This window comes from Nocardioides sp. TRM66260-LWL, assembly GCF_020075545.1.
Classification (GTDB): Bacteria; Actinomycetota; Actinomycetes; order Propionibacteriales; family Nocardioidaceae; genus Nocardioides.
This window is the reverse complement of the sequence record NZ_JAIQZK010000004.1, coordinates 1-13620: the sequence shown is the minus strand read 5'-3', so window position 1 is coordinate 13620 and position 13620 is coordinate 1. Positions and strand designations below refer to the sequence as shown.

Genomic DNA, 13620 nt, shown 5'->3' with positions numbered 1-13620 from the left:
AGGCCAGCTCGACCACCGACAGGCCAGCTCGCCCACCGCACGCACGGCCCACAGCCCGACACCACCCGGTGATCGGGCTGCCGGTGCGCCCGGGAGTCCTGGCGACTGTCGGCGGCGCGCGTCAGGATGCCGCCATGCCGGCGCGCAGCATCCCCGAGAGCCCCACGTTCGTCACCGCCTCCGAGGAGCGCGTGTGGCGGCGGGCGTGCGAGAGCCTGCCCGGCGGCTCGCTCGTGCTGCCGAACCTGCGGCTCACCGACGAGCAGAAGGACCACGAGGCCGACCTGGTCGCGCTGATCCCGGACGCAGGGGTCCTCGTCCTCGAGGTGAAGGGCGGGTCGCTGTGGCACGACGACGAGGGCTGGTGGATCAGCCGGGCCCGCGGCCCCGAGCGGTGCTGGCCGGTCGACCAGGCGCGCGACGCCAAGCACGCGCTGCGGCGCTACGTCGAGCAGGACCCCCGCTGGGGCAGCCGGGGACGGGTGGCGTGGTCGCACGGCGTGGTCGCCCCGGCGAGCCGGTTCGGTCACGAGTTCGCGGTGCCCGAGCTGCCCCGGTGGGCCCTGCACGACCTCGAGGAGCTCGCCCTGCTCGGGGAGCGCCTCCCGCAGAACGCCTGGGGACTCGCGCACGGCTGTCGCATCCCGACCCTCGACGACGTCGAGCTCGTCGCGGAGATCCTCGCCGGCCGCGCGCACACGGCCTTCGACCCCAACGCCGACGCGGAGGCGCGGGCCGACGAGGCCGACCGGCTCACCCAGGAGCAGGCGGCCGTCCTCCAGGTCACCCGGCTGCTCCGGAGGGTCGAGATCCGCGGCGGCGCCGGCTCGGGCAAGACCGTGCTCGCGCTGCAGAAGGCCAAGGACCTCAGCCGCGGCGGCGGCGGACGACCGGCCGAGCGGGTCGCGCTGCTGTGCTACTCGGTCGGGCTCGCCGAGTACCTCAAGCGGGTCGTCGCCGGCTGGCCGCGCCGGCACCGCCCTGCGTTCGTCGGCACCTACGAGGAGCTCGGGCGGCTCTGGGGGCTGGAGATGGCGCGCGACGACGACAGCGACTTCTGGGAGTCGCGCCTGCCGGCGCTGATGGCCGAGCAGGCGGCCCACCTCCCCGACGGCCGCCGCTTCGACGCTGTCGTGGTCGACGAGGCCCAGGACTTCGCGGAGTCCTGGTGGGCCCCGCTGCTCGGCGCCCTGCGCGACGAGCGCGACGGCGGCCTGTTCGTCTTCGCCGACGAGAACCAGCGGCTGTTCGCCCGGTTCGGACGCCCGCCGGTGCAGCTCGTGCCGCTCGTGCTCGACCACAACCTGCGCAACACCCGCCAGATCCACGACGCGTTCGGCCCGCTCGCCCCGTCGCGGATGCAGGCGCGTGGCGGCGAGGGGCCCGCCGTCCGGTTCGTGGCGGCGGGTCCCGGCCCGGACGCCGTGCTCGAGGCCGCGGACGACGCCGTCGAGCAGCTGCTCGAGGAGGGCTGGGAGCCGGGCCGGGTGGCGCTGCTGACCACCGGCCACCGGCACCCGGAGCAGACGGCCCAGGTCGAGCGGCACGGCAAGGTCGGCTACTGGCGCTCCTTCTGGGAGGGCGAGGACGTGTTCTACGGCCACGTGCTCGGCTCGAAGGGCCTCGAGCGCGCCTGCGTCGTGCTGTGCCTCAACGAGCCGGAGCCGCGCGACCGCGCCCGCGAGCGGCTCTACGTGGGCATGTCGCGCGCCACCGACGTCCTCGTCGTGGTCGGCGAGCCCGCCATCGTCGCCGCTGCCGGCGGCCCGGAGGTCGCGCGCCGCCTCGGGCTGAGCGCGGAGGAGTCCCGATGAGAGTCCCGTTCGTCCTCGACGCCGCACGGCTCGACCGCGTGCGCGGCGTCGTCCTCGGCACCGCGGTGGGCGACGCCCTCGGCGCCGGCTACGAGTTCGGCTCGGCGCCGCTGGGCCCGGAGGGCCCGGAGATGATCGGCGGCGGCCTCGGCGGCTTCGCCCCGGGGGAGTGGACCGACGACACGACGATGGCCTGGGCCGTCCTCGACGTCGCCGCCACCGGCGCCGACCTGCGCGACGAGGCGGCCCTCGACGCCGTGACGGCGCGGTTCGTGGCCTGGGCCGCGAGCGGACCGCCCGACATCGGCATCCAGACCCGCGCCGTCCTCGGCGCGGTGCCGGCCGGCGCGCCCACCGCTGCGGCCGCCGTCGCCTCGGCCCGGGCGGTGCACGAGCGCACGGGCCGCAGCGGCGGCAACGGCTCCCTCATGCGCACGGCTCCCGTCGCCCTCGCGCACCTGGACGACCCCGGGGCCGCGGCGCTGGCGGCCCGCCGGGTGAGCCTGCTGACCCACCACGATCCGCAGGCCGGCGACGCCTGCGTCCTGTGGACCCTCGCGATCCGGCACGCCGTGCTGACCGGCGAGCAGGTTGTCCGGATCGGGCTCGACGCGCTCGCCGCCGACGCCCGGGCGTTCTGGGCGGCGCGGCTCGACGAGGCCGAGCAGGGCCCGCCGGCGCGCTTCCGGCCCAACGGCTGGGTGGTGACGGCGCTCCAGGCCGCCTGGTCGGCGATCCACGCGACGACCTCGCCGGCCGAGGCGCTGGCGGCGGCGATCGCCATCGGCGACGACACCGACACCGTCGCCGCGATCGCCGGCGGGCTCCTCGGGGCCGTGCACGGGGCCGAGGCGCTGCCGAGCAGCTGGCGTGCCCTCGTGCACGGGCACCCCGGGCTGACGGGGGAGGACCTCGCGGACCTGGCCGTCCGGGCGGTCGCCGGCTGAGACGCCCCGAGCGATCCGCTCGCGCGGTCTGGACCGGTGCCTACGATGGCGACGTGAGCGAGGCGGACCCGACGGCGCTCGACGCCTTCGCGACCGAGGTCTTCGCCCTGCTCGCCGGGCTCGACGGTGTCTCGCGGGTCGGCCTGGCGCTCACAGAGGGCGGCGGCCGGCGGCTCCTGTTCACCTCCGACGACCGCCTCGAGCGCGGCGCCGACGCGGAGGGGTCGCTCGACTGGTGCGCCATCGACGCCGCCGCCGACGTGCCCCTGGCGGTGGCGGCGCGCGAGGGCCGCACGACCGTCGGCAGCCTCGACGCGCTCGAGTCGGCGTTCCCCGACTTCGTCGCGGGACAGCGCGAGGCGGGCGTCCACGGGGTCGGCGCCGCGCCGCTGACGGTGGAGGGACGCGTGCTCGGCGGCTTCATCGTCTACGTGCCCGCGCCGCCGGCCGACCTCGACGTCGCGATGCTCGACGCCCTGGGCGCCGGCATCGGGGAGCGGCTGGACGCCCTGCGGGCCGCGCATCGGCGGCCGGCGCTCGTGGGCGCCGACGAGCCCGGGGCCGCGGTCTTCGACATGGGCGACGAGCCGTCCGACGTCGCCCGCGCGCGCAGGTTCCTGCGCAGCCGGCTCGCCGAGCACGACGTCGCCGACGACCTGCTCGACGACGCGGTGCTCTGCCTGGGCGAGCTCTGCGCGAACGCCATCGTCCACACCCATGCCGGCTGCCGGATCGAGGTGCGCTGCTCCGACGGGGTGCTGGCCGTGCGGGTCGTCGACCGCGGCTCGGCCGGGTCGGTGCGGCTCCGCGCGCCGGAGGACGTCGAGACGTCCGGCCGGGGACTGCAGATCGTCGAGGCCCTCGCCGACCGCAGCGGCCGCGACGACCTGCGCTGCACCAGCTGGTTCGAGTTCGACCTCGCCTGAGCCGGCGCCGAGCAGCGGAGCAGGGGCCGCAGGCTCAGCCCAGCGAGACGAGCACGACCACCAGCGCGATCAGCAGCAGCGTGCCGACGAACGCCCCCACCAGCACGCCGACGCCGCCGGTCCGCTGTGGCTCGTGGCCGATGTTGCCGCGGGAGAACTGGCTGACCGGCGGGGCGTACCAGACCTCGGTCAGCGAGCCCGGCGTCGCCTCGAAGGTCAGGTCCGCCTGTCCGTACGTACGCATCCACTGGGCCTCACAGTGCACGTGCGTCGGACCCGCGTAGATCACGATGTCGTTCGGGCCGAAGGCCACGCGCTGCATCGCGCCGTTGACGTAGACCGAGGGGGTCAGGGTCTGGAAGAGGCGGCTGCCCTGCATGTGCAGGCGCAGGGTCGCCAGGGGCGGGGTGGCGGAGGGCTCCGAGAAGGCCGGGTTCGTCATGGGGAGATCCCATCACGATCGGGCGCGCGACGCTGGACGCGGCTCCGAGGAGACCCGTGGACGTGGTGAGGTCGCTGCGTGCCGCCCGCTGACCTCGTCCTGGGACTCCTCGCCGGCTTCGGCATCGCGGTCGTGACGACGCCGGTCGGCGTCTCCGGCGCGGTGTTCCTGCTGCCGGTGCAGCTGGCGGTGCTGCACGTCCCCAACCCGGCGGTCACGCCGACGAACCTGCTGTTCAACGTGGTGGCGGCGCCGGGCGGGCTGTGGCGCTACCGCCGCCGTCCGACGTCGGGAGGCGTCGCGGAGGAGACCCGCCGGCTGACCCGGCTGCTGCTCCGGGGCACGGCGCCCGGAGTGGTGCTGGGCTCGATCGTCCGCGTGCACCTCCTGCCGGGGCCGCGACCGTTCCGCGTGGTCGTGGGGGCGGTGCTGCTGGCGATCGGGCTGTGGCTCGTCCGTCGCGTCCTGGCCGCTCCGGTCGGACGGCCGCCGCTGGGCGCCCTGACGACGGTCGCGCTCGCGGCCGTCGTCGGCGTGGTGGGCGGGGTGTACGGCATCGGCGGCGGGTCGCTGCTCGCGCCGATCCTCGTCGGCAGCGGGCTGTCGGTCGCCGTGGTCGCGCCGGCGGCGCTGGCCTCGACCTTCGTCACCTCGCTGGTCGGCGCCGCCACCTACGCGGTGCTCGCGACCCAGGTGAGCGGCTCGATCGCCCCCGACTGGCCGGTCGGACTCGCCTGCGGACTGGGCGGCCTGCTCGGCGGCTACCTGGGGGCCCGCCTGCAGCCGCACGTCCCGACCCGGGCGCTGACGCTGCTGCTGGGCGTCCTCGCGGTCGCCCTCGGCGCGACCTACCTCGGGCTGGCCGCCCGGTGAGCCACCACTGGGTAGGGCGGGTGGGGCTCGAACCCACGACCCAAGGATTATGAGTCCTCTGCTCTGACCGACTGAGCTACCGCCCCTCAGGCGTGAAATCAGGCCTGAGCCTCGTCGTCGTGGGGCAATCGTGGGGCAACGCTCAACGCGGCCCTGATGTCGTCCCTCGGCGTCTCGGCCACGCGAGCGTACATTCAGGACACCGCCTGCTTCTTCGCTGCCCTGCGCTCGCGCTGCCAAGCGTTGTAGCAGGCCCGGCACCGGGCCCCAGGCTCGTACTCATGTCCCTTGGCGCAGACCTTGGCGCGCGCCTGCGCGGTTGACGGAGCCTCGCCGCGACGGGTGTTTTCCGCTGGCGTCACGGGCTCGAGGTGCTGAGGCTTGAAGCACAGCGTGTTGCGACAGAGGTGGTCGATCACCAAGCCTTCAGGGATCGGGCCCACCCAGAGTTCGTAGGCGGCACGGTGCACGTAGAGCCGCGCGTGCGACCCACTGACCCCAGCCCGCATCACCCCGTACCCGCCCGCGGTCTTACGACCCGGCCACTCCCAGCAGCCAGACTGATCCTCCGGAATCCTCGCCTCGAGGATCTCGCGCCGGCGCTCGGGGTTGGCGTTGCTCATCCGCCAGTAGCGATCCTCCATCACTCCACCCTCCGCGTCGGCTGCTCCAGTGCGCTCCTGATGTCGTCCCATGGCGTCTCGGCCAGGTGCGCGTACCTCGCGGTCGTCTGGGTCGAGACATGGCCCAGCAGCCGCCCGACCTCAGCGAGCGCGACCCCGCGCTGCAGCAGCCATGACGCGTAGGTGTGCCGCAGATCGTGGATGCGGACGTGCCCCACGCCCGCGCGCTCGACCGAGTTGCGCCACACCACCGACCAGTTCGAGTTCCGCACCGGACGGCCGGTCTCGGTGGTCAGCACCAGGCTGCTCCTGCACACGCCGGCGACGTGCTCGACCCCGCAACCGCCGCGGCCGCCGGCCTCGCCGAGCGCCTCGACCAGGGCGTCGGTTAGCGGGACCTCCCGGATCCGCTTGCCCTTCGGGTAGGCCTTGATGCGGCCGTCGACCTCGTCGAACGTCTCGGCTACCCGCAGCTGCTTCTTCAGCAGGTTCACCCGAGACCAGTGCAGCCCCGCGAGCTCGCCCCAGCGCATCCCGGTGTAGACGAGCAGGTCGGCCAGCAGCTGGTCCCCGGTCGTCGGGAGCTGCTCGCGGATGGCTTCGTACTCCTCGCGCTCGAGGTAGCGCTCCTGGGCCTTCGCGCCGCCGGCGAGCTTCAGCCGGGCCGCAGGGTTCGCCTCGATGATCTCGGCGTCCATCGCGGCGACCATCGACGCCGAGAACAGATGCACGATGCGGCGCACGAGCTCGGGGGAGCGGCCCTCGGTGCGCAGGTCCGCGATCCAGTCCTTCACGTCGTGCCGGGTGATCTCCCCGATCGGGACGTTCTCCCACCGCGGCTCGAGGTGGAGACGGCGCCGGACCTCGTCGGCCTTCGCCGTCGTAGGCGCGACGTCGCGCGCGGCCCACCACGTCTTCGCCCACTCGCCCCACGGCTGCTTCCAGGCGTCCGGGTCGCGACGCGTGCGTCGCCGCGCGTCCTCCTCGGCCGCGCTCGCCTTGCGGAGCGCCTCGGCCTTGTGGCCGAACGTCCCGGCGCTACGTCGGCGGCCCTGGGCGTCGCGGTAGACGCCGCGATGCTTCCCGCTGGGCAATCGCTCCGTCCACGCCATGCCTGGCCTCCTTCGTTCGATGGTCCCACGCTCTACGCGCCGGGAGATGGGTCACGCGCCGCCGAGCTTCGCGGTCAACGCTTGCCGCACGATCGCGACCTCCCCGCCGTACAGGTTGTCGATCCTGGCCTGCAGGAACCGCTCCGTCACCCACAGGCAGTCGGCCACCTCGGCGGGCTCATCCGACCAGCAAAGGGCGTCGATCAGGTCAGGCAGCAGGATCAGCCGCCGGGCCGCGAGGTGATCGGCTGCCTTCTCCTGCCGCGCCGTCTGCCGCGTCGCATCGGGGTAGCGGCACTGGCCGGTGTGCTCGAGGTCGCGGTGGGCCAGCTCGTGCGCGAGCGCGCAGCGGCGCTCGACCTGGAGCAGGCCAGGCCGGATCGACACGTGCTCGTGCGCGGGGGAGTACCACGCCGGCTTGTTGCCGACGGTCGGCTCGATGGCCATCGTCACGGCCTCGCCGAGATGCCGCAACGCGCGCCAGGGGTGGTACACCCCGGGAACGGTAGGCGCGAGCACCGACAGCGACGCTCGCTGGTCTAGGTCAGCGACATCGGTACGAGGTGATGCCTGGCCGCGTGAGAGCGGAGGACGGCTCAGAGGGAGGGGAGTAGATCCTCGAAAGCGTCGCGGGTGCCGGTTGACGCGAAGTAGTGACCGTGGGTCTTCATGATGGTCTCGCGGCTGTCAGCGCCGAGAAGAACGACCTCGAAGTGGTCTGACCTGCCCCTGAACTCTTCCTCGGCCTCGCGATAGGCGACGGTCGCGGCGCCAGCATCGGTGAACGCGACCTCACGGATCAGCATCTGCTCGCTGTAGCTGTAGACCAGCAGATAGTGGATCGTCAGGGGCATGACGAGAGCATACGCGCGTCAGGCTGAGTAGTAGCCAGCGTTGATCACCTCGGTCCTTGCGCGGATGAAGTTGGTGTGCAGCATGGGTGGGATTGGGAGACCGGCCTCGCCGAGCCAGATGATCTCGGCCGCGAGTTCGAAGTAGCGCCTCAGAGCAGTCGGCCCGATCTCGTCCTTGAGCTGGATCGTCTCCGTCGACAGAAACGCGCCGAGCTCGAGCCACCGCGCATCCATCTGCTCAACCGCGTCAGCCCACCGCTGCTGGCCCTGCGTCCTGACCTGAACCTCGATCGCTCGCCCGTGACGCCGCACCACGTAGTGGTGCGCCCGGTACCCCATCGACTTAGGGCCGGCCACGTAGTCACGCGGCGGTCGAACGAAGTCCGCAGCCCACCGCTTCCGGATTCGATCTCCCAGCAGCTGCATCTGAGCGATGTCAGCTACGACCACGCGGCATCCCCCGATGTCCTCGAGTCGGCTCAGGCCAGTGCCGTTCATGCGAGTCAGCTTGCGCACGATCCGCGGAACCCGCTTGTGGCGCTGAGAGATCGCCGCCCCTAGCTGCAGGCTTCGATTCATCGACTCGAGCCCCATCCGGATCGAGTTCATCGGGGCCGCGTGCGCCTCTCGGAACGTCGTCACGATCTCAACGGACCGCTCGCGCTTCTCGGGGTCGACCTCGCTCGAGGGGATTCGGCCCGTCCGGATGTCGCGCAGGTACTTGCCTGCCTTGTCGATCTGGTTGCCGCTGGGCATCTCGGGAGTCATCGACCTGGAGTGGAACTTCTGCTTGAGCTTGGCGCCCTGCGACAAGCGCGTTCCTGTGGATAACTGGACTGTTCGATCCCCGGTCTAGACAGGCGCGAAAGCGACCTCTCGCGATGTTGTTGCCGCCAACATCGCAAGCCCTCGCGTTCTCCACAGGCCTGTGGAAACGGCACCCAAGAGCCCTGCTGAGCGTGAAACGAACCGATGTAACGCCGTTGCCAACGCGTTGGTAGCAGCGAAGTAACGCTCACAGAGGTAGAGGAAGAGGTAGATGCTGCTGCAGCAGCAACGCGCGCGCGTCCACAGGCCACGCTCCGCGGGCCGCTACTCGCCACGCTTCTGCCGCTCCTTCATCTCCGCGATCTCCCTCCGCTGCGCAGCTGCGGACTCGGCGGCCTGAGCGGCAGCGGCGGCTGCCTCGCCCTCGTCTGCGCCGCCATCTGCCACCGCCAGCGCCGGCCGTGACGTCTGCTGCTGGTCGTCGGCTGAGCTCGCTTCGGCCTGCTCGCCTCGGCCCTCCTCCTCTCGGATCACCATCGTCGCGATCAATCGCTCCAAGGCCGCTCGTTGGTCTCCGCGCAGGTAACGCGAGCTCTCCGGCGGAACCCAGGGGTCGCCTACCTGGGCGACCAGGCCTGCGGCCGATCTCAGCCGTGCCAGGGGGATCCTGAGTGTGTCGGCTAGGGCCTCAAGCATTTGATCTGAGGGCGTGCCATGTCGGCCGCCGATGTACGAGGTAGCGGCCGCGTCGCTGAGCTTGTGGCCACGCTTCCTGGCCTCGCGGGCAACCTGACGCGCGCTCCAGCCCTTCGGCAGGTTCGCTCGCAGGAGGTCGGACAACTCAGTCACGGCTACGGACTCTCGTGGTGGGGATGACTACCGAGCAATGAAGCGTGTAGCCAAGGTGGCTACAAACTACAGCGGCGTAAGCGGCATTTGGCGGCCAGATTCGTCTTGCGCCTGTAGCCGCCGCTGGCTACATTGGCTAGTGCCTAGACAGGCACTAGCCAATCCGGCTACGGTCAGGAGGACGAGATGACCTACGACTCAGGGAGGCTCTGGGTGCGACTCATCAGCGCGCAGGCGCTCCGGCAGTACATGGAGTTCCGCGGAGAGACCAATCGCTCTCTGGCGGCAAAGACCGGGCCGGGCGTTGGGCGCCAGATCATTGGCCACCTGCGGTCCGGCGAGCGGACGACGTGCTCGCCCAAGACGGCCACTGCTATCGAAAGGGCCCTGAACGCCCCTCCGGGCTCCCTCTTCGTGCCGGAAGTGACTACCGGCTCGCTGGGCGTTCGTCAGAGGCGGGTGGCCTGATGCAGATCTGGCACACGACCGTTCAGGCCGCCGGGTACACCAGCCGGCACCCGCAGACCGTCCGCAAGGCCGCAGAGGCCGGCGAGCTCCACGGGACGCAGCGGCGACCCGGTGGGCACTGGCGCTTCCACATCCTGTGCCTCGACGCGTGGGTCATGGGGGAGTCCTGCAACCACCAGACCACCGCTGCCCGGAGGGTGTCGTGAGCGCCGGGGGAGGGGCACTGGACCTGTTCCGGTACGAGGACCACGAGGTCCACGTCGTCGTCATCGACGGCGAGCCCTGGTTCGTCGCCGGCGACGTCGCCCGGATCCTCGGCTTCCGCATGGCCTCCGACCTGACCCGGATGCTCGACGACGACGAGAAGGGTCCGCACATTGTGCGTACCCCTGGCGGCGAGCAGACCGTCACCGTCATCAGCGAAGCCGGCCTCTACTCGGCGATCATCCGCAGCCGCGTCCCCGAGGCGAAGGCCTTCAAGCGCTGGGTCACCCACGACGTCCTCCCCGCGATCCGGAAGACCGGCACCTACAACGCCCCGGCCGCGATCTCGTTCGAGGAGATGACCGCCCAGGTCATCCGTGGACTGCAGGAACGCATCGACGCCGCCCAAGCGGCGGCCCGCGCGCTCGAGGCCCCAGCCGCCGCCTGGAACGGGCTCGCCGCCGCCGACGGCGACTTCACCGTGTCCGACGCCGCGAAGATCCTCGCCCGCGACGGCATCGCCACCGGCCCCCGCAAGCTCTTCGACTGGATGAACGACAACGGCTGGATCTTCCGCCGCGCGCAGCGCTGGCAGGCCATGCAGACCGCCGTCAACGCCGGCCTTCTCGTCGAGCGCGTCACCGCCGGCTACTACGACGAGCGCACCGGCGAGCGCAAGCAGGCCGACCCCCAGGTACGCGTCACCGCACGAGGCCTGGAGCGCCTCCGCGACCGCCTCTCGGAGCAGGCCCTCACCGTCATCGACGGCGGCGCAGCGTGAGCGCCCCGTCGTCGTACTCCCCGGCGCTGCGCGTGGTCGCGCACCTCGCGGCCGGCGGGCTCCTCGCTCGCCGCGCGTCGACGGGTGTCGTGCACGTCGTCGCCCCGGGCGCGCCCGTCACGAGCTCGGGCCGCTACGTCGCGGCCGGCGCCCGGCCGGTGTGCGGCCGCCCGTACCGGCGGCTGACCGTGGTACACGCCGGCCACGCTCCGGTCGCCCGGCTGCCCCGCCGGTTCTGCCGGGCCTGCCTGACCGCCCTGCCCGCCTCGCCGGCGGTCGCCGCCCCGGCCGGCCGGGACGCCGAGGCCACCGCGTTCGGCCACCTCGACCTCAGGGACTTCGCCCAGGCCCACGCCTGGCTCGCCGCGTGCAGCACCGCGACCGCCGGCCAGGGCTCCACGGCCGCGCAGACCCACCACGACGCCCTCACCCAGCTGCGGCGTCTCCTGTCCGTCACCCACGGCCCCGCGCTGCTCCACCGGCCACCGACCGACCGCGCCGACTCCACCGACCTCCTAGCCCGGTGGCGACTCGACCAGGCCCTCAACGCCTCCATCGCCGCCGCCCGCCTCGTCGCGCTCGCACCCGACACCCGCGACGCGCTCGAGCAGAAGGCCGCCGACCGCGCCGCCGACGACCGGCTCCGCGCACAGGCCCGCGCCCGCCAGGACCGCATCGACCGCGCCGGCGGCTACCAGACCCCCTGGGAACGCGACCTCACCGCCACCGCCTGACCACCGCCCTGTCCCGGGACAGCAGAAGACCCGGCCGCTCCGCCAAGAACAGACCGGGTCTCCCCACTTCGAGAAGAAGGGTAGCCACCCCCATGCAGTACCTCACCGCACTCGCCGACGTGCTCCACGCCTGCCGCTGGATCATCGTCTTCACCGGCAGCGTCGCCGCCGTCATCGTCCTCGTCGACATGGCTGCCGCGCTTCGCCACACCGCCGAGCACGCCGACCACCTCGCCGTCGAGAACCAGCGCCTCCGTGCCCTCCTCCACGCCGACGACACCACCGGCGGTGCCGCGTGAGCCTCCCGATCCTCGTCGAGGCTGACGCCCGCGGGCTCGTCGACCTGTACGCGCAGCGCCGGGCCGCGACGGCCGCGCTCGCCGCGAACCCGCGACCCACCCGGGAGGACGTCGACGCCGTCCTTGCGATCGGCGATCGGCTTGACGCTGCCACCGAAGCGTTCCGCCGCCGCCACTACCCGCGCCGGCACCGTGTCGTCGTCGCCGGGTACTGCGTGCTCACCGCCTCGCGAACCCTGCGGAGCACTGAGCTTCTGCTCGACCTCTCGCACGAGTACCTGACCTCCGGCCTGGACGAGGACGTGAAGCCGTGAGCGCCCGCCTGGACTGGGACGCCGTGCTTCCGCCGGCCGAGCCCCACGAGTGCAACTGCCAGTTCTGCCAGCAGGTTGGCCTCCCTGAGCACGAAGAGCCTCTGCCGCTCTGGGCTGTGCGGTTCGCCGGCGGCCCCCATCGAGGAGCTGGTGACCGATCGCGTCCTTGCGATCCGAGCCGACCTGTCCGATCGGCACGCCGACCGCATGGTCTTCTTCGACTACGAGTTCAACGGGTCCCGCGCCACGCAGATGGGTGCTGCGACGAACGAACTCCCCAGCTCGGAGACCCTGTTCGGCGCCCATTACCTCGCCGCGCTCGCCGCCCTTGGCTGGCGACTCCGCTGCACGGACGCAGACAGCGCCGCCGTCATCGATCAGGACGGCCAGCACATCGGCTGGCTCATGCCCTGCAAGGCCGAGGCATACGGCGGGCGCAACAGGCCCTACACCGAGGACGTGGCGCCGTGAAGTACACCGCCCCCGTCGGCCAGGACCTGGTGATCCTGTCCCTCACCTCGCAGGAGGCAGCCGACCTCGCCGCGATCGTCGAGGCGATGGTCCGCACCGGACGGCTCCACGACGTTGGCCCCAGCTGGCTCTGGGCCGCCTCCGAGATCCGCGTCGCCGCCGCGACCGCACGCGCAGACTTCGCCGTGCTCGAGCAGCTCCTCGCCGAGGTGCAGACCGCACCCGACGTCCACGGCTACCCCGGCCACGACACCCCCGCCGCCGCCGGCGGGCCCGCTGAGGCGCCCGGGCTGCGGCTCGTCACCGACGACCAGCAGCACCCCCACACCGGGGAGGGCGAGCCCGCATGACCGAGCCCTTCACCCCGCTGACCCGCATCGCCGGCCGCACCGCCACCCACGCCCTCGCGCGCGCCCTCACGATCGTGTTCCCGTCGACCCCGCGCCCTCTCGCGCGGCAGGCCCGGGACACCCTGACGCTGACCCGATGGGGGTCGGGCAGCGTCACCACCGTCCCCGGGCCGCGGCCTGACCCGCGCCCGGGGACGGCCCCCAGCCACCCCGGGGAGTCAACGGCGACTTCTTCTCCGCCGAAGGCAGCCCGCGCGCGCACCACCGCCCCGCGCCGCCGCACCCCTTCCGTCCGGCGGGCCACGCTCGCCTGCTCCCCGGGGCTCTGCTTCACCACCCCCACACAGCGGGGGTGCTGCCAGTGACCCGCCGCCGCACCACCACACCGCGCTGCATCAACTGCGGCGCCCCCGTCGAGTTCCTCGGCTCCCCGTTCACCCCCGCCAACCGGCCCTTCAACCCCGGCGACCTCAACGGCCACACCACCAGCGTCCCCAACGCCTACCCCGTCCTCGGCCGCCGCGCCTGGCGCTTCCCCGCGCTCGTCGAGCACCTCCAGTGGCAGCGCGGCTGCTCCCAGGCCGACGCCGAAGACGAAGCCCGCGACATGCCGTGGCGCCAGCTCCACACCTGCACCCCCAACACCGACCACCAGACCGGAGGGACCCGATGACCATCCACATCGACCCCGCACACGCACACCCCAGCTCGCCCTGTCTCGCGTCAAGCATGTGGCAGAGATTCCTGTCCTGGAAAGTTGGGGACGGCCGGGTGCGCGAGTCCGGTGTGGA

The 13620-nt window shown here is 72.6% G+C and carries 20 protein-coding genes and 1 tRNA gene; 13 read left to right on the top strand and 8 right to left on the bottom strand.

Annotation, left to right across the window (positions count from 1 at the left end):
- Positions 1 to 134 precede the first annotated feature (134 nt).
- Genes K8Z61_RS11080 through K8Z61_RS19305 form a run of 3 tightly spaced genes read left to right on the top strand, consistent with a single transcriptional unit; the run spans position 135 to position 3687 of the window.
- A complete protein-coding gene (locus K8Z61_RS11080) occupies positions 135 to 1814 on the top strand; it encodes a nuclease-related domain-containing DEAD/DEAH box helicase (RefSeq protein WP_224129463.1) in 1680 nt (559 codons plus the stop codon).
- Positions 1811 to 2761, top strand: a complete 951-nt coding sequence (locus K8Z61_RS11075; RefSeq protein WP_224129461.1) for an ADP-ribosylglycohydrolase family protein — start codon at positions 1811 to 1813, stop codon at positions 2759 to 2761. Before K8Z61_RS11080 ends, K8Z61_RS11075 begins: the two co-directional genes overlap by 4 nt.
- 53 nt (positions 2762 to 2814) lie before the next feature.
- Positions 2815 to 3687, top strand: a complete 873-nt coding sequence (locus tag K8Z61_RS19305) for an ATP-binding protein (RefSeq protein WP_224129459.1) — start codon at positions 2815 to 2817, stop codon at positions 3685 to 3687.
- A gap of 34 nt (positions 3688 to 3721) precedes the next feature.
- On the opposite strand, the gene K8Z61_RS11065 is transcribed toward K8Z61_RS19305, so the two are convergent.
- Positions 3722 to 4129 carry a hypothetical protein gene (locus K8Z61_RS11065; RefSeq protein ID WP_224129457.1) on the bottom strand — a complete coding sequence of 136 codons (408 nt, stop codon included), beginning with the start codon at positions 4127 to 4129 and terminating at the stop codon, positions 3722 to 3724.
- A gap of 78 nt (positions 4130 to 4207) precedes the next feature.
- On the opposite strand from K8Z61_RS11065, the gene K8Z61_RS11060 reads away from it, so the two are divergent.
- Complete coding sequence (locus K8Z61_RS11060; protein WP_224129455.1) at positions 4208 to 5002, top strand: TSUP family transporter; 795 nt, start codon at positions 4208 to 4210, stop codon at positions 5000 to 5002.
- 12 nt (positions 5003 to 5014) lie between these two features.
- Here K8Z61_RS11060 and K8Z61_RS11055 read toward each other — a convergent pair.
- The 7 genes from K8Z61_RS11055 to K8Z61_RS11025 form a co-directional block, all read right to left on the bottom strand.
- A tRNA-Ile gene (locus K8Z61_RS11055) sits at positions 5015 to 5088 on the bottom strand.
- A gap of 108 nt (positions 5089 to 5196) precedes the next feature.
- Entirely contained in the window at positions 5197 to 5646 is a 450-nt protein-coding gene (locus K8Z61_RS11050; protein ID WP_224129453.1) for an HNH endonuclease signature motif containing protein, read from the bottom strand.
- Entirely contained in the window at positions 5646 to 6737 is a 1092-nt protein-coding gene (locus K8Z61_RS11045) for a site-specific integrase (RefSeq protein WP_224129451.1), read from the bottom strand. Before K8Z61_RS11045 ends, K8Z61_RS11050 begins: the two co-directional genes overlap by 1 nt.
- A gap of 51 nt (positions 6738 to 6788) precedes the next feature.
- The gene (locus tag K8Z61_RS11040) at positions 6789 to 7232 is read right to left on the bottom strand and encodes an ImmA/IrrE family metallo-endopeptidase (protein ID WP_224129449.1); all 444 of its coding nucleotides are present in this window, start codon (positions 7230 to 7232) and stop codon (positions 6789 to 6791) included.
- 101 nt (positions 7233 to 7333) lie between these two features.
- Complete coding sequence (locus K8Z61_RS11035; protein WP_224129447.1) at positions 7334 to 7591, bottom strand: hypothetical protein; 258 nt, start codon at positions 7589 to 7591, stop codon at positions 7334 to 7336.
- Positions 7592 to 7609: 18 nt separating this feature from the next.
- The gene (locus K8Z61_RS11030; RefSeq protein WP_224129445.1) at positions 7610 to 8404 is read right to left on the bottom strand and encodes a RelA/SpoT domain-containing protein; all 795 of its coding nucleotides are present in this window, start codon (positions 8402 to 8404) and stop codon (positions 7610 to 7612) included.
- 279 nt (positions 8405 to 8683) lie between these two features.
- The gene (locus K8Z61_RS11025) at positions 8684 to 9208 is read right to left on the bottom strand and encodes a hypothetical protein (RefSeq protein ID WP_224129443.1); all 525 of its coding nucleotides are present in this window, start codon (positions 9206 to 9208) and stop codon (positions 8684 to 8686) included.
- Between the two features lie 186 nt (positions 9209 to 9394).
- Here K8Z61_RS11025 and K8Z61_RS11020 point away from each other — a divergent pair, with 186 nt between their 5' ends.
- The 9 genes from K8Z61_RS11020 (at position 9395) to K8Z61_RS10980 (ending at position 13502) form a co-directional block, all read left to right on the top strand.
- Positions 9395 to 9676, top strand: coding sequence for a hypothetical protein (locus K8Z61_RS11020; protein ID WP_224129441.1), 282 nt, complete (start codon positions 9395 to 9397; stop codon positions 9674 to 9676).
- Positions 9676 to 9882, top strand: a complete 207-nt coding sequence (locus K8Z61_RS11015) for a helix-turn-helix domain-containing protein (protein WP_224129440.1) — start codon at positions 9676 to 9678, stop codon at positions 9880 to 9882. The genes K8Z61_RS11020 and K8Z61_RS11015 overlap by 1 nt, the downstream gene beginning before the upstream one ends.
- On the top strand, positions 9879 to 10661 hold the full coding sequence (locus K8Z61_RS11010; protein ID WP_224129438.1) for a BRO family protein: 783 nt from the start codon (positions 9879 to 9881) through the stop codon (positions 10659 to 10661). Before K8Z61_RS11015 ends, K8Z61_RS11010 begins: the two co-directional genes overlap by 4 nt.
- Positions 10658 to 11395: a hypothetical protein gene (locus K8Z61_RS11005; protein ID WP_224129436.1), complete on the top strand. Its 738-nt coding sequence runs from the start codon at positions 10658 to 10660 to the stop codon at positions 11393 to 11395. The genes K8Z61_RS11010 and K8Z61_RS11005 overlap by 4 nt, the downstream gene beginning before the upstream one ends.
- Positions 11396 to 11487: 92 nt before the next feature.
- On the top strand, positions 11488 to 11694 hold the full coding sequence (locus K8Z61_RS11000; RefSeq protein ID WP_224129434.1) for a hypothetical protein: 207 nt from the start codon (positions 11488 to 11490) through the stop codon (positions 11692 to 11694).
- Complete coding sequence (locus K8Z61_RS10995; RefSeq protein ID WP_224129432.1) at positions 11691 to 12008, top strand: hypothetical protein; 318 nt, start codon at positions 11691 to 11693, stop codon at positions 12006 to 12008. The genes K8Z61_RS11000 and K8Z61_RS10995 overlap by 4 nt, the downstream gene beginning before the upstream one ends.
- 150 nt (positions 12009 to 12158) lie before the next feature.
- Entirely contained in the window at positions 12159 to 12479 is a 321-nt protein-coding gene (locus tag K8Z61_RS10990; protein WP_224129431.1) for a hypothetical protein, read from the top strand.
- Positions 12476 to 12829 carry a hypothetical protein gene (locus K8Z61_RS10985; RefSeq protein WP_224129429.1) on the top strand — a complete coding sequence of 118 codons (354 nt, stop codon included), beginning with the start codon at positions 12476 to 12478 and terminating at the stop codon, positions 12827 to 12829. Before K8Z61_RS10990 ends, K8Z61_RS10985 begins: the two co-directional genes overlap by 4 nt.
- Before the next feature lie 352 nt (positions 12830 to 13181).
- On the top strand, positions 13182 to 13502 hold the full coding sequence (locus K8Z61_RS10980) for a hypothetical protein (protein WP_224129427.1): 321 nt from the start codon (positions 13182 to 13184) through the stop codon (positions 13500 to 13502).
- The last annotated feature ends 118 nt before the right edge of the window (positions 13503 to 13620 follow it).

Excerpts from the sequence above, each read along its gene's own strand:
- K8Z61_RS11080 (WP_224129463.1), top strand. The coding sequence starts at position 135 with ATGCCGGCGCGCAGCATCCCCGAGAGCCCCACGTTCGTCACCGCCTCC.
- K8Z61_RS11075 (WP_224129461.1), top strand. The coding sequence starts at position 1,811 with ATGAGAGTCCCGTTCGTCCTCGACGCCGCACGGCTCGACCGCGTGCGC.
- K8Z61_RS11065 (WP_224129457.1), bottom strand. The coding sequence starts at position 4,129 with ATGACGAACCCGGCCTTCTCGGAGCCCTCCGCCACCCCGCCCCTGGCG.
- K8Z61_RS11050 (WP_224129453.1), bottom strand. The coding sequence starts at position 5,646 with ATGGAGGATCGCTACTGGCGGATGAGCAACGCCAACCCCGAGCGCCGG.
- K8Z61_RS11045 (WP_224129451.1), bottom strand. The coding sequence starts at position 6,737 with ATGGCGTGGACGGAGCGATTGCCCAGCGGGAAGCATCGCGGCGTCTAC.
- K8Z61_RS11035 (WP_224129447.1), bottom strand. The coding sequence starts at position 7,591 with ATGCCCCTGACGATCCACTATCTGCTGGTCTACAGCTACAGCGAGCAG.
- K8Z61_RS11020 (WP_224129441.1), top strand. The coding sequence starts at position 9,395 with ATGACCTACGACTCAGGGAGGCTCTGGGTGCGACTCATCAGCGCGCAG.
- K8Z61_RS11015 (WP_224129440.1), top strand. The coding sequence starts at position 9,676 with ATGCAGATCTGGCACACGACCGTTCAGGCCGCCGGGTACACCAGCCGG.
- K8Z61_RS11000 (WP_224129434.1), top strand. The coding sequence starts at position 11,488 with ATGCAGTACCTCACCGCACTCGCCGACGTGCTCCACGCCTGCCGCTGG.